Genomic DNA, 21028 nt, shown 5'->3' with positions numbered 1-21028 from the left:
TTTTTGACGAGTGTGGTGTCTTTTTTAGTCTCTGCATTTGCGGTTTTGAATGTCATCAGCCTAGAAAAAGTGATTCAGGAACGGAGTCTTAATCACTCAGCACGGCTCTATAAGAAGATGAGAGTTATATAGAAAACAAGAGCTATATAACGTTTTGTAATGTGTTGACGAATTATTTCAGAATAAGGTTTTCTTTAATCTCATCGTTAAGATACCCCTGATCAAAATCTGGTGTCATAAATTCGACGGAGGAGGAGTCTAGATAGCTGGTTTCTAGATGACTCGGCTCTAGATAATGGGGGTCTAAGTGATCAGCACTTACGTAGGTGGGAATCGCAGAAAACAAAACGATACTGATCGCTGCAGCGATATTAATGGCTTTGTTGCGTTGAGGAGTCATTTTCATAGTAGTGCCCTCGAAAGGTGGGCAAATCCATCTGCCTATGAGAATTGAATCTGAGATGTTTAGAAGTCGTAAGACAAACCAAGCGTAATGATATTGTCGTTGTCGATCGGGCCCATCGATTGGCCGTTCAAGTAAAGGTCACCTTCGTTGGTATTGAAGTAGGTGTATTTCACGTAGGGTGTCCAGTCGTCGATGCTTTTAGAGAGAACGACTTCGTGCTCATTGGTACGGTAGTCGCCTTGATGAAAGATTACGTTGTCATCGTTGTGGGTAAACCCGCCATTGGATCCATCACTGTTTTCGTGAGTGTATTGATAAGCTAAATCCCAGCCTGCGAGTGAGTACCCCGCACCGGCGATGAACTTATTGGTGTTGATCGTGGTGTCGCTTACATTCTCGAGTACTTGCCCTGACTGGTTATATCCCAATCCACCGAATACATTGAAGTTGTCGTTCACTTGATAATCGATAATACCTTCGATTAATAACTCTTCACCGTTGTCCCATTTACCGAGTTCACCGTATAGGTTGAACGTGAAGGATTCGCTGATGTGAAAGTCGTGTCCGTAACCCGCGGCTAGCCAACCCTGGTCATCAAAACCTATATAGACTTGTCCATTTTCTGAGGTATCGATTAATGCGCCAGCTTCTGTGGTGTAGACACCGTTATCAGCAGCATTAGAGGCAACGTTTTGTTCGATGTAAACTTGAGTCGAAGTCGCAAACGCTGCGCTGCTGAGTAACGTAAGTGGTAGAGCAATAAGGTTAAGTTTTTTCATGGATTCTCCAGTGTCGTTCTATTGAATTAACTTGCTAGAGAGTATGTGATTAAACTGAATTTATATTAATAGGGTTAACTTTAGTTAAAACCTCAGTTTCATTTATGTTTCCTTAATGCTGATTTGATTGCTTCACGGGTTTTGATGTGCTGTTCGTCTTTAGCGTAGCGGCGGTGATAGAGTATTCGAAACGTGATCGGTCTTAATTTGATGGGGATAGGGTGAACGCGTAAGCCAAGCGCTGGTGCAAGCATTTCTGCAAAAGAGCGAGTAGAAGCGGCGATATAATCTGTCGTGCTTGCCAAAATCAGCATGCTTGAAATTGAGCTGGTTTCAATTCTGACTTTTCTCGGCTCGATATCGCTCTCTGATAAAAACTCGACCGTGTTCATGTTGGCGCGTTTGATCTTGAGCGCAATATGTTCCTCTTGGAAATACTCTTCTTTACTTAGTGTCTCACCAATTCGAGGGTGGTTGATTCGAGTCAGACACACGGGCTCCTCATCGACGATGGTTTCTTCAATCAATGAGTGTTTCTTACTCGAAAGTACATCAATGACGATATCTACTTTTTGTGCAGTAAGCGCATCAAACAGTTCTTCCTCTTCGAGTGGCGCTTCCGTAAAGCTTACGCCTTCAACCTGGCTAACGAAATGAAGCAAGCTCTCTGTGCAATAGACTTTAAGGTCATTCTTTTGCTGCTCAACAGTTCCAATGATGTTCAATGGGTCTTCTATCTTATTAGCGAGTGATACCGCTGCTCCAGTGGGCGCGATACCTCGTCCTTCTCTCACAAATAAAGCCTTGCCCACGACACCTTCGAGTCTCTTAATCGCCGCGCTTACCGCGGGTTGAGAAATATCGAGCTGCTCTGATGCCACGGTGATAGAGCTGTGTTTGTAAACGGCCAAAAATGTCGTCAGTAGATTAAGGTCCAAATTCAGTTCCCTCTATTCTTATTGCCACTCATCCAAATCATGGTGGAGTCGTTATTAACTCATAAATGAAATGGAGGTTTTAAGTAAAGTTTACACTATATATCAAGGTTCTGTTTATTAATAAACTTGTTTGCATCGGAGTGAGGAAGGAACTTCATTCATTTACTAAATACTCAGACCGATAGGTGAAACTATGAGAACTTTCGCAAAATTATCAATCATCTCTACAGCAATGATCATCACGACAACCGCTTTTGCTGCTGACCCAATGATGCAATACAACACCAAGCAGACTAACTCTGATATTCAAAAACTCGAGAAATTTGAATATCACGAGGGTGAAACTCTTGAAGAGTATCTGAGCACTCAACCTAAGGGGAACTTGTACTCTTCAGAAGAAGAAGTGCTTTCTGTGTTAATGGGCGGTGTAAACAATGGTGACTATCGCAAAGAAACCAATTCAGGTTGGAAAGAAGGCCTGATGTTTGAGGGCATTGCACCTTATGGCGATCACATGGTGTCGGGCGCCAACTGGTTCCCACGCACTGAAGAAGTTCAACCGGATGAAATGCGTGTCACGTTCATGGGAACATCACCAATGATTCGCCCGGGGCAGGCAAACACCTCGATATACGTAGAACTGGGTAACGGCTCTAACTTTGTCTTTGATTTAGGTGAAGGATCAATTGCGAACTACGTAGCGGCGGGTGTCGCGATGAATGAACTCGACCATATTTTCATTACTCACTTGCACGTAGATCATTACGGCTCATTACCTTATCTGTATCAATTTGGTGGTTGGAATGGTCGCTGGGAAAAGCCGCTTAACATTTATGGCCCGAGTGGTGCGACTCCAGAATATGGCACTCGTCATATGATTGAAGGCATGCAACAAATGTTGAACTGGCACACCGATGCATTTGATGTGTTCCCATCAGGCAACGACATTGTGGTTCACGAGTTTGATTTCCGCGACGACGGTGGAGTTATCTATGACCAAGACAATGTGGAAGTGATTCACTGGCGACGCAGTCACGCAAAAGATGGCGCGTCTGGTTACCGCTTAAATTGGACTCAAGATGACGGTCGAGTGCTTTCATTTGTTTGGACAGGAGACGGTCGCCCAACGGAGTTGGATTTGAAATACGCAAAAGGTGCAGACTTGTTCGTTACTGAACTGCAAACCGAAACGTTTGGTGTGTCTTCGATTATTCAAGGTGTGCCGCCATTCTTAGCTCGTTACACCGTTGATACTCACCATACGCCAGCGTACGCGGCGGGTTATGTGGCCAATGAAGTACAACCGCGCTTGTTCATGACAACGCACATGACATTCGACCCATATCTCAATGAGGAAACCGTTGCAGAGGTTCGCCACCATTGGCAAGGGCCTTACCACTTCGGTGCGCCAGATGGCATTGTCGTTAACATGACCAAAGATAATGCGTGGGTTCGTGAAGGTATTTTACCTGATTTCCCGAATGCGCGAGCGCCACAATTTGATATGGCAGATGGGTCTGATTTTAGAATTCCATTACCGAAAAATAGCCGTGAAGACATACAAGAACAAGAGATTCGTGATTTAGAGTTAGATCCTAAACTGTACTACCCAGAAGGCTACCATCCAGAGCTGTTAACTGAGTGGCCAGTCGACCGTGACATCGTGATCCCAGCTGAACAAGTACCAGAAGCAATGAAGCAAGGTATGAACACCAAGCAAGAATACATGGATAGAGTGCGTGCTCACCACAACCTTGAGCGCAAGTCGGTAAGTCGTCCAACTGAGCCTGGTGAAGGAGCAGGAACCGATAACAAATAGGGTATTTGCAGTGAGGGCTGATATTGCCCTCACATCCTAAAAAGTTAGGTAAATAAACCCATTCTCTTACTCAATCATAAAAACTATTGCTTACAACATCTTTGCTTAGAATATCTGGAGTTCATTATGAAAAAATCAATTTTAGCGGTCGTCATTCTATCTTTAGTGTCAGCGTCTGTTTTCGCTAACGGACAATCAAATGCTCACAACTATCAACCTGGTGCGACGAATAACTCAGAACGTTTAGCGGATATTGATCCTAACTACGAACTGACCTTACCTTCAGAAAAAGAAGGCTACACCATGTATGACAACCAATCCATGTCTGATGGCGGGACCTACACAACGTATGTCAAACCGAATCCTTCCGATGCAATGCATGTCGCCGATGAAGGCTCGCTAAAAATAACGCATGGAGAAGGTGGTGTCATTATGACGGAATACACCACAAAGAATGGGCAACACTCGTTTTCAGTGATGTGCGGCTACACTTCGGGTCCATCATACTGGGCTGACGGAAAACCAGCGAAGGTATGTGAAGAGGCGCAAGCACTAGCGGTTGCATTGGAAGCAAAAGGTGAATGGGAGGTGAAGCCAATGACTTACACCATCGCACCAGCAAGAATCGTAGTTGATAAGTGATTTTTGTCTATAGAACGCTCGTTATATCGAGCCTCGTTATCCAATCATATTGATTATTTGTAGTGAGACAGAGGGGTACTCAGGCTGAAATGGTCTTGAAGTTCCCCTTAACTTAGCTCATCTCACAAGAAGCTAAGTCAGCCAACTAATCAAATTTGTATTCGAAAATACAGAAGGTCTATCCCATGAAAAATACCATTAAGCTACTGGCTATCGCATGTGTTTTACTTACTCCAATGCTTGTCGCCGCTGCCGAACATAATCATAGTCACAATCATTTTAACCCTGAATTAGAGAAACTTGGCGACGATATTATTGGTCTAACCGTGTGTTACAAAAATGGTCATCTATCAGATGAGAATCAAGAGCCTGCGTTTATGAACCTTATCAACCACGCCAATGTAGAAGGTGAGGAGCTGGGGATGTTCTACATGGACAAATTGGGCCCTAAAGCCGAGCAAATCATGAGTGATGATGAGGCTCGACGTTTATGGACCGAAGAATATTGTGCTGATTTAACTGATACCTATTTGGACTCACACAAGTTAGCTCAAAGAGCAAATGAACACAAAGGTTATTCCCACGGACACGATCATGGTCATCACCATAATCATGACCACCATGGACATGGCGATTTAACGCCGGAGGTACTTGAGCAAGATATTGAGAGAGGGCGTTTACTCAGTATCAATTAAGCCCAATAAGATAAGTTCATCTAACCTATTGTTAAATATTCACTATTTGATAGTGTGTCTAGGTGCACATTAAGGATGTGTTTCATATTTAGCGATGAAAATAGTAGGAGTTGCGATGAGTATTATAGTGAGACGGTCTGAACCGTCAGATGCAAAGGGAATAAAAGAAGTTTACGAATGCACTAATGCTTATACCGGTACGCTGCAACTCCCAAATCCATCTCTGGAAAGCTGGCAAAAACGAATCTCTAATATGCCTGACAACGTGTACTCGTATGTCGCGATGATCGACGATGAGATTGTTGGCAACTTGGGAATGGAAGTGTGTGTGAACCCAAGAAGACGACATGTTGCTTCATTTGGTATGGGTGTTAAAGACGATGTGTTAGGCAAAGGTGTGGGTAGTCAGCTGCTCGCGACCGCGATCGACTTGTGTGATAACTGGATTAACATCAAACGACTTGAGCTAACGGTCTATACCGATAACGAAAGAGCGATCAGCCTGTATAAGAAATTTGGCTTCGTGATTGAAGGGGAGTCAGCAGGATTTGCCTTTAGAAACGGCGAATATGTAGCGGCTTATCATATGGCTCGACTGGTATAGCATTTAGCTGCAATTAACACTCGGCTACAATTAACACACAGCTGCATTTAACACAAAGCTACAACTGACACTCGGGTACAATAAGCACACAGCTACGATTAACACAGTTAGAATTAACTGACAGATAATAAAACGCCACGTTATTTAAACGTGGCGTTTGCTATTTTAGTGAGCTGCTCGTTTTAACAGCTTCATACTCAGTGCAACTTAAGCCGTTAGTGGCTCAAGGTTCGCAGGACGGTAGTGTACAGATTTTAGTACTTTACCTTGGCGAACTGTCTTGCCTTCAGATACGAAATCTTCCGCACACTTAGCGATGATGTATTCGCCTTTTTGAACCGCCATCAGCTTGATGTTCTGCTCAGCATAGAAAGCTTCTGTTTCAGCGTATTCAGTTTCGTTGCGGCATAGTTTGCTCATGTTGCTTGAGTGTACTTCGTCCCAGCAAGGCAAGAAGTCAATTGAGCGGTTTTTAGAAACATTCAACAGTAGGTCGATCAGGTAGCTGATTGCTAGATTGTCTTCAACCTTAGCTTGACCAAGGTGAACCAAGCGTCCCATCAAAACATAAACGCTGTCTACAATAGCGTCCGCTTGTTCGATTTTAGAGTCAGCTTCTGCAAGTTCTGTTAGTTCTTCGATCGCTAGAGAGGTATGTAGCGTATCGCCTTTTTCGTCCATTGTTTCAGGATCAGCAACAGGCAGATCAAAAGTACTGCGGAACTCTTCAATGTCGCGGTAAAGGTGATCGTAGATTTCTTGGCTTAGTTGAGAAAGGTTCATTTTCCTATCCATTCTGTTTCGTTAATGGATTATTTTACCAAAGCTAGGAATAGGGTGCTAACGCAAAGTCGAAGAAGTCGACTTTTATTCATTGGACCAATGAGGTATTTTGCATACAAACCAATTGATTATTATGTTTTTTTACACTTTACTCTTCTTAATATACCAAATATTAATATTGCCATTAACTTCGGCTGCAGTGGGGCCTCATTTATGAACCAAGCCAGTGAAAGCGAAATTGTTATACGTCGCTTGTATCAAATCACCAATGATTACCGGAAGGGCTTCGATATTCAGATCGCTCAGCTGCTTATCATGGGGCTTGAACGCTTCAACCTTGATATTGGTATCTTATCGAAAGTCGATGGCAATACTTATGTTGTTGAACATTGTGTTACGCCTGAAGGGGTAGAACTCAATAGCGGTGACACTTTTGATTATCGTTCAACCTATTGCGAAATTACCTGTAAATCGATTGGTCCTATCTGTATTGAGCATTGTGGCAAACACGATAAGTATGCGAAGCATCCTGCTTACCAGTCTTTTGGCTTGGAGTCTTATATTGGGGTTCCCATTTTCGTTAATGATGAGCTTTATGGCACCTTAAACTTTTCAAGCCCAGCACCCTATCATCGTGAGTTCAAAGAGTTCGATGTCGACGTGATGAGACTAATGGCATCATGGATCGAAGTGGAGCTGGTTAGAAGGCAGCAAGAACGAAAACTCAAAGAGTTGAATGAGAAATTGGAGTATCAAGCTCTGTATGATCCTCTGACACACTTGCCAAATAGACGTTGCTTGTTTAAAACGTTGAATGCGGAAGTCGAGCAGTTAAAAGGCTCTTTAGGAAAGGGAACCTTGGCGGTTGTCGACATCGACTTCTTTAAACAGGTTAACGACATTTACGGTCACCAAATGGGCGATGTTGTATTAAAGAAAGTGGCGAGCGTGCTGAACAATAACACTCAAAAGGGTGAGTTTGTGGCGCGTTTTGGTGGTGAAGAGTTCATTCTTTGGTATCCAAATAAAACACCAAATTATGTTGAAGATAAGTTCATGACTCTTTTGCAAGAGATGAAGAAAATCACACTGGATCGAAAGCCTGTCACTATATCAATTGGTGCGTGTCATTTTGAGTTGAGTACAGGGGATACCAAAGGGGAAAGGATGTCGGCGTTAGATAAGCTCATCAAAGTTGCCGATGAGTGTCTGTACATTGCGAAACAAAATGGACGAGATCAGTTCATTTCTCGTCCATATCATCAAGAGCGCTCAGGAATATGAGCCATCATGTTAGCGATTAACTGAACTATTAACTAAACAAGTAAGGGAACAGTTGACGGCGTTCTTCTGGCGTTAAAGACTCAACTCTTGCGATGTTGGTGTCTGGGATCGCTTCAGGGTTAGGGTAGTGCTTCAGTACCTTTTCCATGCTTGCTTCACGAATCAAATGGTAAACAGGGTATGGAGAGCGATTCGTTAGGTTTTCATCGTCTTCTGGATCCGCACCACCAAAGCAATAGTCAGGATGGAAGGTTGCCACTTGGTAAACGCCTTCCCAGTCTTGCTGTTTGATCAACGCTTCAACCCAATCAATGAACATGTTGTAGTCGAAGAAGTCTTGCAGCATGTTGGGAACCACCACTAAAGTCGTCTCTAATTCAGCAACTGGCGTATTATCTAACTCTACGAAATGCGTCATGATGTCTTCCAGTAACGCTTCTTCCGTATTCGCTTCACTCACAAAGATCTTAATCTGTTTATTACGTTGTGGCTTGGCTGCGAATGGGCACAGGTTTAGGCCAATAACGACATCATCTAACCATTGTTTAACTTGGTCGTGGATGGTTTGAATATCTGTGCTTTGAGTGTTCGACATAACAGGTTCCGAAATGAAATTTTGCGTAGGATATCAGAACGGACGTTAATCAAAAGCAATAATTGAGTTACAAACTCAGTCGTAGTTATGCTTGTGCGAGTTTGGAAGTCGATACTTGTAGCTGTTTCAACTGATAGACCCAAGCAAATATCGCGACATAGAAGATTGAACCACCTGCAATCACGCCATTCCAACCGAACAGTTGCCAGCAATATAAAAGCAAGAATCCACCTAAACTACCGCCAATATAATAGTGAACCAGATAGAGCGCGGTCGCTGTCGCCTTAGCGCTCGGTGCTTTTTGACTCACCCAAGAGTAGGCAAGAGTGTGGGCAAAGAACGCACCGCCACTAATCAATAACAAGCCAGCTAACATGAACGGGACTTTATCGACCGCAGAAACCAGCATTCCAATTAAGCTAATGCACACGCCCATCAAAATTCCGTTTAACGGATCAAAGCGAAGTGTCCATTTGTTGGAGAGCTTAGAGCTGACCGTACCGGCCAAGTAACATAGGAATATCAGTGAAGCTAAACCAACGGGTACCGAGTGAGGTTCGGATACTAGCCTAAAGCCCATTACAGAGTACAGGTTAACAAACAGCGCGAAGTTAGCACCACCAATCAACATGGCAAGCCACAGTGTGCGGTTTCTTAAGTGCATTACAACGGAGCGGTTGTGATGAAAGAACAGCCCTTTTTGAGGTTTGAAGTTCTGTTGGTCAGGTAGGCGATAGGCAATAAAGAGTGCACCAAGCAATGAACCGACAACGAAAAACAGTACAGTTGCATGCCAATCGAAATAGTCTGTAATTAAGCCGCCTAATACACGTCCGAAGATTCCACCCAATGAGTTGGCCGCAATATAACCTCCAATCGCGACAGCAAAGGCTTTGGGTGTTAACTCCTCAACCATATAGGCAACCGCCACACCAGCAAACGCCGCCACAGCGATGCCCATAAATGCGCGGGCAATAACGAGTTGCAACAAGGTAGTCGTGAACACCATGCTTAACCCTATTAATGGGATAGCGAACAGACTGAACAGAATAATGGGTTTACGACCAAAGGTTTCAGAGGCAATTGCCCAAGGTACCAAGCTAATCGAAAGGCCGAGTGTTGTAGCAGCAAATAACCAGTTGATCTGAGTTTCAGATACTTGGAAGTGCTCCGCCATGTGCGGCAAGATAGGCTGAAAGAGGTAAAGGTTACAGAAAATGATAAATGAACCAATCGCCAATGATTGAGTGATACGTTTGTATTGAGGACTGCCTTTATCAAACATTTACGTTGTGCCTGCGCGAGTTAGTAAGCTATTTGTGAACAAGTTATCAGTACAGGTGTGATTAAAGAAATATATTAAAAATATCACCTCTATATATTAAATATATCGCCATGCTTGAATCAAAACCACTTCGACATTTTCTGGCTGTTGCTCAGTTTGGTAACTTCACCCAGGCGGCCAAAGCGCTGCATATCGCACAGCCTGCATTGAGTATCTCCATTAAAAAACTAGAACAGACACTAGAGTTGATTCTATTTCGTCGAGGCGATAAATCCGTCACTTTAACGGAGGAGGGCAAAGTACTGTTTGAGCATGCAAAGCGAATCGCCCAGCAGTTTGATGATGCTCAGCTCGCGATGAATGAACTAAAGGGGCTAGAAAAAGGCGAGGTTCGATTAGGCGCTCCAAGTATGATGGGCAGTTACTTTTTCCCCCAAGTAGTGATGGCATTTAAAAGCCAATACCCAAACCTAAAGTTGACCTTGATTGATGCTGGCACCGCATCGATTCGTGAAATGCTGTTAAACGGCGAACTCGATATTGGCGTAATTAATCATGAGAACGTTCCAGATGATTTGGAAACGGATCATCTGTTAAGCTCAGAAATGTTAGCTGTAGTTGGCAAAGATCACCCACTGGCAACGCAACCATCCATCACCTTTGAAGAATTTTTTGCTCAAGAGCTGATCATGTTCAAATCGGGCTACTTCCACCGCGATTTTATCGATGCGACTTGTAAGAAGTACAATCTCGATATGACCATTGCGTTCGAAACCAATTTATTGCCAATGATTCTTTCTATCGTGAAGCGAGAGTTTGCCATCACCGCGTTGCTTAGCTTGGTGACAGAATACGAGGAAGATGTCGTAGGCGTGCCATTTAAAGACCCTGTGAAACTGAACCTATCTTTGGCGTGGAGAAAGGAAGGGTATCTGTCAAAAGCAGACCGAACCTTTATTGATTTCGTTAAGCGGTATGTGTGATTTAGTAAGATTTAAATAAACAAAGCCCGAACATCCTAGATTGGATATTCGGGTTTTGTTGTATAGAAGTATGACTGGCTCAGAGCACGTTAGGTGTTCTTTGAGTTATACATCTTATCGAAGTTTTTCTGATTCCAGCCGACCATCACTTGATCGCCGATTTTAAGCACGGGGATAGAACGAGCACCCATTGCTTGCAATTCTTTACGGCCACGCTGCATCTTTGCATTCGTCAGGCGGTAAACAATTTTCTTAGAGTCTAAATACCTTTGGGCATCTTTACAGTGCGGGCATTTGTCTGCGACGTACAATACAACACGTTTCATTTTTTCATTCTCTTGGTGAATCTCGCTAAAGTGTAACGAATCCTAGGTGATTAGAAAAGTGTGATCAGTTACACTATGCGGCTCAATTTTCAAGACCACAACGTATTGTCGTGGTGTAACTTGTACGGTCTTTCAGCATGCATCCTTCTTTACGCTATATTCAAGGCTATCCTAAGCACATTCTTGATCCTGTTACTCAACTTGTAGAGTCGGGTAAATTGGTGCCTTGGTTTGAAGCTCGCTACCCAAAGAATCATGAAATAAAAAGCGAGAAAGCCCTGTTTGACTATGCGATTGAGATAAAAAATCGCTACATGAAAAAAACACCACCGATCAGCAAAGTGATTTACGACGGCAAGATACACCTAATCAATAATGCGTTAGGTCTGCATTCTTACGTTGCTAAGAATCACGGTGGAAAGATCAAATCAAAGAATGAAATTCGTATCGCCAGTGTTTTTAAAAATGCACCAGAACCTTTGCTAAGAATGCTGGTGGTACACGAACTGGCGCATATCAAAGAGAAAGAGCACGACAAAGCCTTTTACCAACTATGCTGTCACATGGAACCGGAATATCATCAACTTGAGTTGGATGCCCGTTTATTCATGATGTATTTAGATTTAAAGAAGTAGCCCAATGAGCCAATCACAAAATAGAACGACGCTAAGCCTGTCGAAAAACAGCACTTCATCAGCAAAAACAAAAGACAACCAAGCTGATGTTAAGCCAAGTACAGCTAAGCCAAGCAGCGACAAGCGTATTTCTACAAAGAACACATCTGATAAAAGCCGCAAGAATAGTGCACCTAAAGGCGCGGGCAATAACAAAGCAAAGCGACCTTTTGCAAAAGACAGTAAAGGGAAGCAGGGTGCAAATAAAGGATCATCGAATAAGGGTTCTTTCAATAAAACGGCTTTTAACAAGAACGCAGCTCAGAAAAGACGCTCGGCTGAAAAACCTCAAGGTGGATTACACCCAAGAAACCAGCACACTGGCCGCTATAACTTCGAGTTACTAGTTGCAGCTTTGCCTGAGCTAAAAGAGCATCTGATCAAGAATCCGGTTGGCGAAGACACCATTAATTTCTCTGATCCATTGGCCGTTAAGCTACTCAACAAAGCTTTGTTGGCGCATCACTATGGCGTTAAACATTGGGATATTCCTGCTGGTTACTTGTGCCCGCCAATTCCTGGTCGTGCAGACTACATTCACAGAGTGGCCGACATCCTTAATAGCGATGGCCAAGGTGAACCCTATAACCACGCGTCTGTGAAAGCATTAGATATTGGTGTCGGTGCAAACTGTATCTACCCAATCATTGGTGCGACAGAGTATAAGTGGCGTTGTACAGGGACAGATGTTGATTCAGTCTCCATCAAAACAGCGAACTTCATAGCGGAAAGCAACCCTAATCTAAAAGGTAAGATCCGCGCTCGCCTACAAGCTGACTCTGAATCTATCTTTAAGGGCGTGATTAAGGATAATGAACGTTACGATGTCACTATTTGTAACCCGCCATTCCACAGCTCTCTTGAAGAGGCTGAAAAGGGGTCACAACGTAAACTGGATAATCTAGCGGCGAACCGTGCTAAGAAAGCCGGTCAGTCGTTCAAGCCAGAAATGAATAAGAAGCCAGTTAAGTTAGATAAATCAACTAAGCAAGATAAACCAACCTTAAACTTTGGTGGTCAAAAAGCCGAGCTTTGGTGCCCAGGTGGTGAAGCCGCTTTCATTATGAAGATGGCGAGAGAGAGTCAACTTTTTGCTACTCAAGTTTTGTGGTTTACGACATTGATTTCTAAGAAAGATAACGTCGATATGGTTCGTTCAGAGCTTGGCAAGCTTAGAGCTAAACAAGTGAAAGTCGTCGAGATGTCACAAGGCCAGAAGGTAAGTCGCTTTATCGCATGGACCTTTATGGACGATGAGCAAAGACAAGAGTGGATCGCGCTAAAATAGCGGCTGCACTTAGTTAAGATATTAAGCTGAAATACGGACGGGCTTGTTGTTAACGCAACAAGCCCGTTTTTTTTGTGTTTTGCATATAACCTAAGCAGAAAGCAACTCATCTAACTTACTCTGATATTTCTGCTCTAGAGCTTTGTTACCTGCTTTGTTTTCGAGATCGACCAAGATTTTAAGCGATGGAATTTGATAGCCATAACGCTGGTGGAATTTGAATAAACGGATTCGAGCGTCATTGTAATCGGCGTCACTCACTTCAATTTTTGATAACTGTAGTATCGATTTTACGCGGTTTGGATCGTGGTCAATCGCTCTGCTGAAGTAGTACTTCGCTTGGTCGGTATTGCCAGCCTTAAATGCGCAAAACGCGGCGTTTTCATAACTTGCAGACACCAAGTAGTAGTAGGGTTGGTCGATGGCGCGATTGAAGTAATTATCGGCTTGTTCGTATTCGCCCTGTTTACACAAGAAGGTACCGTAGTTGTTCAATACATTGCCATTTCTTGAATCAAGACTGAGTGCTTTGCGGTAAGTGCTTCTCGCTTCATCTACTTCACCCACTTGTTCGTAGTAATGCGCCATTGAAAGCCGAGCACGGTAGTAGCTAGGTGCGTGTTTAATCGCGAGCTCAAGGTTTTCACGCGCTCTCACCATATTGCCTTGTCCCATATAGCCCAAACCTAATTCGATTCGAGATTCAGACATCGCGATAGGATCACTTTCAATCTTTGGCGGTCCTTCAGTGACAGAGACACAACCGGCCAAGGAAAGCGAGGCAAGTAGTACCACACTTGATAACGAAAGAGGGCGGGACAACGAAATCGGATTTGAAAATGATGGCTTGGCAGGCATGTGAAGCTCCTTATGAACACCAACCCATCATATGAAATCAAACCCATTGAAGTCGTAAATCTATCATGGAATGCGACCCACACACCATAAAAAAACCGCGTCCAATTCGTCGTTTTATCAACAACATACTGAACACGGTTTATGTGTTTGTGAATCGGAAGAAAGAACTTAATCGTCTTTGGTAAAGTTGTCTTCGCTGAAATGATCCAGATCGTAAGGCGTTTGTTGGTAAACGCAGTAGTTTAGCCAGTTTGAGAACAACAAGTGTCCGTGGCTGCGCCAGCTTGCAACCGGTTTGTTGTCTGGATTGTTATTCGGGTAGTAGTTGATTGGTATCACAGGCTCCATGCCTTCACCCAAATCTCGAATGTACTCATTGTGAAGTGTGTGAGAGTCGTACTCAGGGTGACCCGTTACAAACACGTTTCGCTTATCTTTGGTTGCTGCTAGGTATACGCCTGCAACATCAGAAGTTGCAAGAACATCAAGGTCAGTATGTTCCGCTAAGTACTCTTGAGAGAAGTCCGCATAGCGAGAGTGCGGAGCCAAGAATGTATCGTCGAAGCCACGTAAAATAGGGTGGTATGGGTTATGTATCTCGTGGTTGTAAACACCAGACAGCTTCTCTTTACGAGTGCGTTTTGGCAAATCATAGAGTAATTTCAAACCAGCCTGAGCTGCCCAACACACGTATAGCGTTGAAGTAACGTGCTTGTTTGCCCATTCCATGATGGTTTTCAGGTGATCCCAGTAGATCACATCTTCAAATTGAACCAAGCCAAGCGGCGCACCAGTGATGATCAATCCATCAAAGTTTCTTTCTTTGACCATTTCAAATTGGCGGTAGAAGTTATCAAGGTGTTCAGTCGGTGTGTTTTTACTTGGTCGGTCATCAATGCGCAGCAGCTCTACATCCACTTGCAATGGGCTGTTCGATAGTAGGCGTAAAAATTGAGTTTCAGTTTCAATCTTCTTCGGCATTAGGTTGAGGATCAAGACTCGAAGTGGACGAATTTCCTGTGTCGATGCTCTTGATAACGGCATAACGAAGATGTTTTCTTCACGAAGAACATCGGATGCTGGCAATTGGTCTGGAATGCGAATAGGCACAGCTTTCTCCCTAAGCTAGATATGTAGACGTCTATACATCTAAATCTATAGTAGTTTGATACGCTTGTCGATATGCAAAATGGCTAGATGTAAATTATTTGTGTTTTCTATCAGAAGCAATCCCCGCATTTCGAGGGGAGTCTCATTGTATTCAGTGATTATCTGAGTCGTGTTTAAGTAGTTGGTTTTCGGATGCTGAGCAGAGGCAGTTATCAGAGCAACTCGTTACTATTTACGATAAACTCATGTTTTCAAATTAGCCTGTACAGTGACAGATGAAGTTAATACTCATTCGAGGGTTGCCCGGTTCTGGCAAATCAACAAAAGCAAAAACCTACGATGCATTGCATGTCGAAGCCGATATGTATTATGTGAATGAGCAAGGTGAGTACCATTTTGATCCTAGGCAGCTGCAACAAGCTCATGAGTGGTGTCAAAACACAGCTGAAAACGGCTTAAAGCAAGGGTTTGATGTGGTTGTTTCGAATACCTTTATTAAGCATTGGGAAATGAAAGCCTACCGCCAACTTGCACTCAAATATAAAGCAGAATTAATTATCGAAGTGTGCCGAGAGCAATATGGCACTATTCACGACATTGAACCTTCAGTAATTAAGCGTATGGCGAAAGACTGGCAAGAATAGCCTCGTTCTTCTTCTGCTTGCGTGGCTGAATGGCAAATAGAATTAAATTAATAGAACAACTTCAAGGTAACGATTGAAATGGCAAAGCGCTCTGTTGTGGTCGACATGACTTCTTATGGTATCTATTCCACATGGGATTCAAAATCTAAAGATCTTCCAAAAATCCAAGAGTTCACCACCACCGTTGATGCTGAAATCGACGTAGAGTTTGGCTATATCCTGAATATCAAAAAAGCCAAAGGTGAGAAGATCCGTTACTGCATTTATCACCCAAACATCACCACAGACAAAGGTGAAGTGCTCGAACCGTTTGGTGGTGAGGAGTATGTCGGTAACAATGACTGGGATTTCTACTTAGGTGACACTATCTGGGCTCCTGTCTCGAACAAGCTAGGAAAGTGGCGCATGACGGTTGAGCTAAAAGGCAACATCATCGCCGACAAGACATTCGACCTAGTAGCAAAAGACGAAGGCCAATTCTGGAAGCGTAGAGGGTTTTAGGTTCGACCTTCTATGTTCACCTAAACAACAAAAAGCCGAGCATCGTGATGATGTCTCGGCTTTTTTCATTGTGCTAGATAGAAGTGACTACCTAACTAATGGATTCGATTATTGCGTTACGTAAGCCACAACAAACTCAGTGATTGCGACCATGTCTTTCACTGCAATGTACTCTTCAGTGGTGTGAACTTTCGCCATACCAGTAGAAAGGTTAACTGTAGTCAGGCCTTTTGCGTTGAAGTTGTTTGCATCGCTACCGCCGCCAGTGCGTTTAGTGTTCGCTGTGACGCCAAGCTTCTCAAACGCCGATTTGATAGAAAGAATGTGCGGATGATCGTCTGCAATAACGAATGCATCGTAAGCACGAGTTGATTCGATTTCTACTTCAGCGCCGAACTGCTTAGCACTTTCTTGGAATGTAGAGATCATATGTTCAACTTGAGCCGTTAGCTTTTCGCCGTTTAGAGAACGTGCTTCAGCCACGACTTTAAGCTCTGGCATTACGATGTTAGTTGCTTGACCACCTTCAACAATACCAACGTTTGCTGTCGTTTCTTCATCGATACGAAGTAGGTTCATCTTAGTGATAGCGTCTGCAGCAACTTGAATTGCGCTGATGCCTTCTTCTGGTGCTAAACCAGCGTGAGCAGGGCGACCTTTGATTTTAGCAACAATCTTCTGCTGGCCAGGCGCTGCGTTTACGATAGTGCCAATTGGACCGCCTGTATCAAGTACGATTGCGTGCTCAGATTGAATGTAAGACATATCGAAGTTCAAAGAGCCGAACAGACCGCCTTCTTCGAATACAGTAAATGCAATCTCGATAGTTTTGTGCTCTTGTCCTTCAGCTTTAATGCAACGAACCGCTTCCATGATAGCTGCGATACCAGACTTGTCGTCACCACCTAGAATTGTGTTGCCTTTTGAACGGATGATACCGTCTTCGATGATTGGCTCAATGCCGATGCCTGGCGTTACTGTGTCCATGTGGCAGCTGAACACTGTGCTACCTGGAAGAGTGCCATCTAGACGAGCGTAGATGTTGAAACCATTAGACACTTCTTCAGGAACCGCCAGTTTGTGAACTTCAAAACCTAGTTCACCGAGTTGCTCAGCCAAAGCTTCAGCAATCGCTTTTTCGTTACGAGATTCACTATCAATTTTCACTAGATCGCAGAAATGTTCTACAAGACGTTGTTCATTAATTTGGGTCATTGTTAATTCTCATTATGCTTCCGCTTGTTCAAAAAGAAGCCGCGGAGGTAGGAACAGGAAAATCACTATAACGCCAATGAGGTAGATGATTGTCTGAGTTAAATCAAGAAAGTTGCCTGATTATTCTAATTAATGAGAAAAACCCAATTCAGATCCACCAGTGCGCAGGATTTTAATCTGTATATCTGTCGGGTATAATGTTTGACCGCTCTTAAAAAAACGTCAATAAAATTGGAATTCAATCAATAATGGCCCTGATAAATGAATAGAAACAATGTGTTAGGTTCATTCCTTTTCGTGGTGCTGATGAGTATTGTGCTGGGGCTGTATTTGCTCTATCCAACTTATGACGACGATTTAAAGCATATTCGCCCTGAAAACCCGAGTGTTTATAGTCCAGAGAAAGAGTTATCACTCTCTCAATATGGATCTGCGTTGATCGATATTCTCGATGTATCTCGCGGTGACCCTAATTTAGCTTCCCAACAACTTGAGGCTCTCCAAGCCAAGTTCCCAGACCAAGATAAAGCCATCTATCGTGCTTACGAATTGATGATTTTGTCCAACCTCGCGCAACATAAGTTGGATACCGAAGCGGTTTCCGAATACGTCAGGCAGATTAAAGCACTCGCACAACACGAACATATGGGTTGGTTAAAGGCCCAATCTCTCGTTGAATTAGCGATCGAATACATCAGTACGGGTGAGCTAGCGGAATCTGAAATCCAAATCAGAGCTGCGATAGATATCGCAGAATCGCTTCACTATGAAGAGTTGTTGATTAAGGCCTATAACACGGCTGGTGTCATCAATAACATCCGCAATGACTTTCCTGAAGCTCAATACTTTTTCCATAAAGGTTTAGACCTTGGTAAGAAGTACCCTCATCACATCTACAACAGCAAGTTAGTGTCAAATATGGCACTGCTTTATATCTATTTGGAAGACTGGCCTAAAGCGCTCAAGCTGATTAAAATAGCCAAAAAGCTCTATTACAAGAGTGGACTACTCGAAGCGTCTACCATCGGCGTGCTGCATGTGAATGAGTCTTTTGCTTATCTGCGCAGTGGTGATTTAGTCAAAGGCCGAGAAGCATATCAAAGTGCGGCTAAGCTAAATGGCGATAACGTGAGTGAACGATACAAAATCATCCTATTAAAAGCAGAGAGTGATGTGTTGTTGGCGGAAAAGAACTTTGAGTCAGCACGACAAGTCGCAAACTTGTGTCTTAGATACCCAGGCGTGGACAAATACACACTTCAATTGGGGCAGTGTTACCTAAATAGAGCCTTAGCGAACATTGGTTTGAACCGAGATAATTTTGTTTTTGCTGATCTAAAGCGATCGTCTGCAATGTTCGATGTTGTGGGGACTCGCAGCTGGAAGGTCCTCGGCTTAAGAACACTTGCTGAATACTATGATTCGAGAGGCGACAGCGAGAACGCACTTCGTTACTTCAAACTCTATTACAAGGGCAACAAAGCGCTGCTATTTGATAAGCGCCAGAGTGATATCTTTTTACTAGAGCAAGATTTCGCTACGGCATCATTAGCTCAAGAAAACGAACTGCTTAACGCAGAAAAAGAGTTGGGTGAGCTGACATTAGATAAGCAGCAATTACGGAATCGAATCGTCGTCGCTTTGGGTATCATGGTGATGATAAGCGCCACGTTACTATTGATAAGGTTACGCTCGATCCAGAAGACCAACAAAGAACTACTTAAGCAATCAACAAGATGCGAACTGACAGGCTTATACAATAGGCGTTACTTAGAGCAACGGTTAACTCAGCCGATGCCACATCATTTGTCGTCGTTTGGGTATACGCTCGCTATTCTAGATTTAGACCGCTTCAAACAAGTTAATGACACTTATGGCCATGATATTGGTGACCAAGTGCTGGTGGAAGTCGCTAAGCGTTTAGAGAAAATCTTATCAACAAACGATGTAGTGGCAAGATGGGGTGGGGAAGAGTTTGTTTTGTTGCTGGCTGGGAATCAAGATCCTAATAAAGAGCTTAAGCTTATAAGGCAAGCGATCGCTGACCGAGCGATTGAAACGCATTCTGGCCCATTAGAATTAACCACATCGATTGGTGCGACGACTCATCTAACGGAGCAACAGTTGAATAGCCGTACCTATAAGAAACACTTGAAATCGGCAGACGATGCTTTGTATCAAGCTAAGCAGTCAGGGCGCAATAAAGTCGTTATCATTTGAGTTCCTAAACTTAGTTAATCCCCTGCAATCAAGAAACCTGAACTTCAATAACTAAGCGAATAAGAGTGCTTATCTGAACTAATACGGCTATTTACTCTTATTCGCTTAATTCATACTGTGATTTGGCTTGGTGGGTTACTTAGCGACGCCTTGAAGCATTTCAACCAATTCGCCTTCTGTCGCTGGTTCGCTAGCGAGTTCAATCACAGCCGAAGCTCCTCCCTTTAACATGTAGGCTTGGGTTCCGCAGTGGTCATAGTGGAACCATTTACCATCTACACATACGTCGGTATAACATCTTGGGTCTTGTTTAAGTTCCATATCAATTTCCTTATTAACATTTGCCTAACGTTTTTCAGGCTAGTTGATCACAAATCTAGGTAAATTGATCTAAGTCAATCTAGAGTGTAATTGATGATTTAATTATCAAAATAAGAGAGGTGTGTCTAGCGAAGGAGCGACCTCTCGTTGGGCACTGCGCTCAAAGGTCGTGATTCTGGTTGGCGACTCTCGCTCTTTTGCTTGCCAGGTGATGCTTTTCTACATACGCTAGCTACTCTCTTAATCCCTATACAGACTTGATTGTGTTGGAAAATGACTAATATCTTTATCGTTGTAATTGTTCTGGTTGTGTTCTTTTACTTTATTCAAAAGTATGTGGTGAAACACGATGACACCAAAGACCACGCTTATCAGAAGAAAGGCGCGTTGATGTCGGCGCAACAGGCGACATTCTATAATGCGCTAAAATCAGCTGTGGGCAACCATGGGGAAGTGTTTGCTAAAGTCAGCATGTCGAACGTACTTGTTCCTGCTAAGACGAACAATAAGAAGAATTGGTTTATCGCCAACAACAAGATCTCACGTAGTTACTTCGACTTTGTTGTTTGCGACCCGCGAACGCTAGAGCCCCGCGTTATTATCGAACTTGATAACGGCAAAGAGCTCAATAAAGGGAAAGTCGATCGCGAAAAGCTACTAATTCACGTGTGTAAATCGGCAGGTTTACCTCTGATTGGTGCATCTATTAAACACAGCTACCAAGTGAGCCGTTTGAAGAGGTTACTGGCAGCACACATCGATTTAATCGAGCCATCAAAAGAAGTGCGATTTTGTAAGAAGTGTGGTAGCCCAATGATCATCAAACTGGCAAGCCAAGGCGATTACAAAGGCCGACGCTTCTTCACTTGTAGCCGCCAGCCAAACTGCACCTATACCGAAAACTACAACGTTGTATTCGATGTTGAAGAATAGTTGGTATCGATAGTAATGCATCCGGTTGGACTCCATTCAATCGCTTAGATACGAATAAGTTATACAAATTAAAAAGGTTCATCGCGGCTTTCCGGGGAAAGCCGCTTTTATCTTCAAGAAGAAGT

The 21028-nt window shown here is 43.4% G+C and carries 23 protein-coding genes; 12 read left to right on the top strand and 11 right to left on the bottom strand.

The window, feature by feature from the left end; translation table 11 throughout:
* Nucleotides 1–172 precede the first annotated feature (172 nt).
* The 3 genes from AB6E78_RS18655 to AB6E78_RS18645 all read right to left on the bottom strand — a co-directional run bounded on the left by AB6E78_RS18655 (nucleotide 173) and on the right by AB6E78_RS18645 (nucleotide 2123).
* On the bottom strand, nucleotides 173–406 hold the full coding sequence (locus AB6E78_RS18655; protein WP_102393880.1) for a hypothetical protein: 234 nt from the start codon (nucleotides 404–406) through the stop codon (nucleotides 173–175).
* A gap of 59 nt (nucleotides 407–465) precedes the next feature.
* On the bottom strand, nucleotides 466–1185 hold the full coding sequence (locus AB6E78_RS18650) for a hypothetical protein (protein WP_102393881.1): 720 nt from the start codon (nucleotides 1183–1185) through the stop codon (nucleotides 466–468).
* 98 nt (nucleotides 1186–1283) lie between these two features.
* On the bottom strand, nucleotides 1284–2123 hold the full coding sequence (locus AB6E78_RS18645) for a LysR family transcriptional regulator (RefSeq protein WP_372134070.1): 840 nt from the start codon (nucleotides 2121–2123) through the stop codon (nucleotides 1284–1286).
* 193 nt (nucleotides 2124–2316) lie between these two features.
* Here AB6E78_RS18645 and gntH point away from each other — a divergent pair, with 193 nt between their 5' ends.
* The 4 genes from gntH (at nucleotide 2317) to AB6E78_RS18625 (ending at nucleotide 5883) form a co-directional block, all read left to right on the top strand.
* Nucleotides 2317–3942, top strand: a complete 1626-nt coding sequence (gene gntH / locus AB6E78_RS18640) for a guanitoxin biosynthesis MBL fold metallo-hydrolase GntH (protein ID WP_372134069.1) — start codon at nucleotides 2317–2319, stop codon at nucleotides 3940–3942.
* Nucleotides 3943–4068: 126 nt separating this feature from the next.
* Nucleotides 4069–4584 carry a hypothetical protein gene (locus AB6E78_RS18635; RefSeq protein WP_372134068.1) on the top strand — a complete coding sequence of 172 codons (516 nt, stop codon included), beginning with the start codon at nucleotides 4069–4071 and terminating at the stop codon, nucleotides 4582–4584.
* A 185-nt stretch (nucleotides 4585–4769) separates the two neighbouring features.
* The gene (locus tag AB6E78_RS18630) at nucleotides 4770–5279 is read left to right on the top strand and encodes a hypothetical protein (RefSeq protein WP_017070904.1); all 510 of its coding nucleotides are present in this window, start codon (nucleotides 4770–4772) and stop codon (nucleotides 5277–5279) included.
* Between the two features lie 115 nt (nucleotides 5280–5394).
* Nucleotides 5395–5883 carry a GNAT family N-acetyltransferase gene (locus tag AB6E78_RS18625; RefSeq protein ID WP_017109820.1) on the top strand — a complete coding sequence of 163 codons (489 nt, stop codon included), beginning with the start codon at nucleotides 5395–5397 and terminating at the stop codon, nucleotides 5881–5883.
* A 207-nt stretch (nucleotides 5884–6090) separates the two neighbouring features.
* Here AB6E78_RS18625 and AB6E78_RS18620 read toward each other — a convergent pair whose 3' ends face one another.
* A complete protein-coding gene (locus AB6E78_RS18620; protein WP_372134067.1) occupies nucleotides 6091–6666 on the bottom strand; it encodes a nucleoside triphosphate pyrophosphohydrolase family protein in 576 nt (191 codons plus the stop codon).
* 213 nt (nucleotides 6667–6879) lie between these two features.
* On the opposite strand from AB6E78_RS18620, the gene AB6E78_RS18615 reads away from it, so the two are divergent.
* On the top strand, nucleotides 6880–7950 hold the full coding sequence (locus tag AB6E78_RS18615) for a diguanylate cyclase domain-containing protein (RefSeq protein WP_017070903.1): 1071 nt from the start codon (nucleotides 6880–6882) through the stop codon (nucleotides 7948–7950).
* Nucleotides 7951–7978: 28 nt separating this feature from the next.
* Here the strand turns inward: AB6E78_RS18615 and AB6E78_RS18610 are convergent, their stop codons facing one another.
* Entirely contained in the window at nucleotides 7979–8545 is a 567-nt protein-coding gene (locus AB6E78_RS18610; RefSeq protein ID WP_372134066.1) for a DUF1415 domain-containing protein, read from the bottom strand.
* A gap of 85 nt (nucleotides 8546–8630) precedes the next feature.
* Nucleotides 8631–9830 carry an MFS transporter gene (locus AB6E78_RS18605; protein ID WP_171733532.1) on the bottom strand — a complete coding sequence of 400 codons (1200 nt, stop codon included), beginning with the start codon at nucleotides 9828–9830 and terminating at the stop codon, nucleotides 8631–8633.
* Between the two features lie 110 nt (nucleotides 9831–9940).
* Between AB6E78_RS18605 and AB6E78_RS18600 the strand changes: the two genes are divergently transcribed.
* Nucleotides 9941–10813, top strand: coding sequence for a LysR family transcriptional regulator (locus tag AB6E78_RS18600; protein WP_017065533.1), 873 nt, complete (start codon nucleotides 9941–9943; stop codon nucleotides 10811–10813).
* Nucleotides 10814–10902: 89 nt separating this feature from the next.
* Here AB6E78_RS18600 and AB6E78_RS18595 read toward each other — a convergent pair whose 3' ends face one another.
* On the bottom strand, nucleotides 10903–11139 hold the full coding sequence (locus AB6E78_RS18595) for a glutaredoxin family protein (protein ID WP_016786183.1): 237 nt from the start codon (nucleotides 11137–11139) through the stop codon (nucleotides 10903–10905).
* Nucleotides 11140–11276: 137 nt separating this feature from the next.
* Here AB6E78_RS18595 and AB6E78_RS18590 point away from each other — a divergent pair, with 137 nt between their 5' ends.
* Together AB6E78_RS18590 and rlmF are read left to right on the top strand one after the other, a co-directional pair.
* On the top strand, nucleotides 11277–11774 hold the full coding sequence (locus tag AB6E78_RS18590; protein WP_004734935.1) for a YgjP-like metallopeptidase domain-containing protein: 498 nt from the start codon (nucleotides 11277–11279) through the stop codon (nucleotides 11772–11774).
* A 4-nt stretch (nucleotides 11775–11778) separates the two neighbouring features.
* The gene (gene rlmF / locus AB6E78_RS18585) at nucleotides 11779–13101 is read left to right on the top strand and encodes a 23S rRNA (adenine(1618)-N(6))-methyltransferase RlmF (RefSeq protein WP_372134065.1); all 1323 of its coding nucleotides are present in this window, start codon (nucleotides 11779–11781) and stop codon (nucleotides 13099–13101) included.
* 90 nt (nucleotides 13102–13191) lie between these two features.
* Here rlmF and pilW read toward each other — a convergent pair whose 3' ends face one another.
* The gene (gene pilW / locus AB6E78_RS18580; RefSeq protein ID WP_017065536.1) at nucleotides 13192–13959 is read right to left on the bottom strand and encodes a type IV pilus biogenesis/stability protein PilW; all 768 of its coding nucleotides are present in this window, start codon (nucleotides 13957–13959) and stop codon (nucleotides 13192–13194) included.
* A gap of 168 nt (nucleotides 13960–14127) precedes the next feature.
* Nucleotides 14128–15069 carry a homoserine O-succinyltransferase gene (metA, locus tag AB6E78_RS18575; RefSeq protein WP_017066439.1) on the bottom strand — a complete coding sequence of 314 codons (942 nt, stop codon included), beginning with the start codon at nucleotides 15067–15069 and terminating at the stop codon, nucleotides 14128–14130.
* A 275-nt stretch (nucleotides 15070–15344) separates the two neighbouring features.
* On the opposite strand from metA, the gene AB6E78_RS18570 reads away from it, so the two are divergent.
* Both AB6E78_RS18570 and AB6E78_RS18565 read left to right on the top strand, forming a co-directional pair.
* Nucleotides 15345–15713 carry an ATP-binding protein gene (locus AB6E78_RS18570; protein ID WP_017065537.1) on the top strand — a complete coding sequence of 123 codons (369 nt, stop codon included), beginning with the start codon at nucleotides 15345–15347 and terminating at the stop codon, nucleotides 15711–15713.
* 78 nt (nucleotides 15714–15791) lie between these two features.
* Nucleotides 15792–16214, top strand: a complete 423-nt coding sequence (locus AB6E78_RS18565) for a DUF3859 domain-containing protein (protein WP_371721610.1) — start codon at nucleotides 15792–15794, stop codon at nucleotides 16212–16214.
* 108 nt (nucleotides 16215–16322) lie between these two features.
* Here the strand turns inward: AB6E78_RS18565 and AB6E78_RS18560 are convergent, their stop codons facing one another.
* Entirely contained in the window at nucleotides 16323–17429 is a 1107-nt protein-coding gene (locus tag AB6E78_RS18560; protein WP_017059177.1) for a M20/M25/M40 family metallo-hydrolase, read from the bottom strand.
* A gap of 261 nt (nucleotides 17430–17690) precedes the next feature.
* Here AB6E78_RS18560 and AB6E78_RS18555 point away from each other — a divergent pair, with 261 nt between their 5' ends.
* Nucleotides 17691–19649 (top strand): diguanylate cyclase domain-containing protein, encoded by a 1959-nt coding sequence (locus AB6E78_RS18555; RefSeq protein ID WP_372134064.1) that lies wholly within the window; start codon nucleotides 17691–17693, stop codon nucleotides 19647–19649.
* A 135-nt stretch (nucleotides 19650–19784) separates the two neighbouring features.
* Here the strand turns inward: AB6E78_RS18555 and AB6E78_RS18550 are convergent, their stop codons facing one another.
* Nucleotides 19785–19970: a hypothetical protein gene (locus AB6E78_RS18550; RefSeq protein WP_017059179.1), complete on the bottom strand. Its 186-nt coding sequence runs from the start codon at nucleotides 19968–19970 to the stop codon at nucleotides 19785–19787.
* A gap of 273 nt (nucleotides 19971–20243) precedes the next feature.
* On the opposite strand from AB6E78_RS18550, the gene AB6E78_RS18545 reads away from it, so the two are divergent.
* Entirely contained in the window at nucleotides 20244–20903 is a 660-nt protein-coding gene (locus tag AB6E78_RS18545) for a DUF2726 domain-containing protein (protein ID WP_017065541.1), read from the top strand.
* Nucleotides 20904–21028 lie beyond the last annotated feature (125 nt).

The sequence above is a fragment of the Vibrio sp. 10N.247.310.98 genome (assembly GCF_041467395.1).
GTDB lineage: Bacteria > Pseudomonadota > Gammaproteobacteria > Enterobacterales > Vibrionaceae > Vibrio > Vibrio crassostreae_C.
The sequence above is the reverse complement of the archived record's forward strand: the minus strand, read 5'-3'. Positions and strand labels throughout refer to the sequence as shown.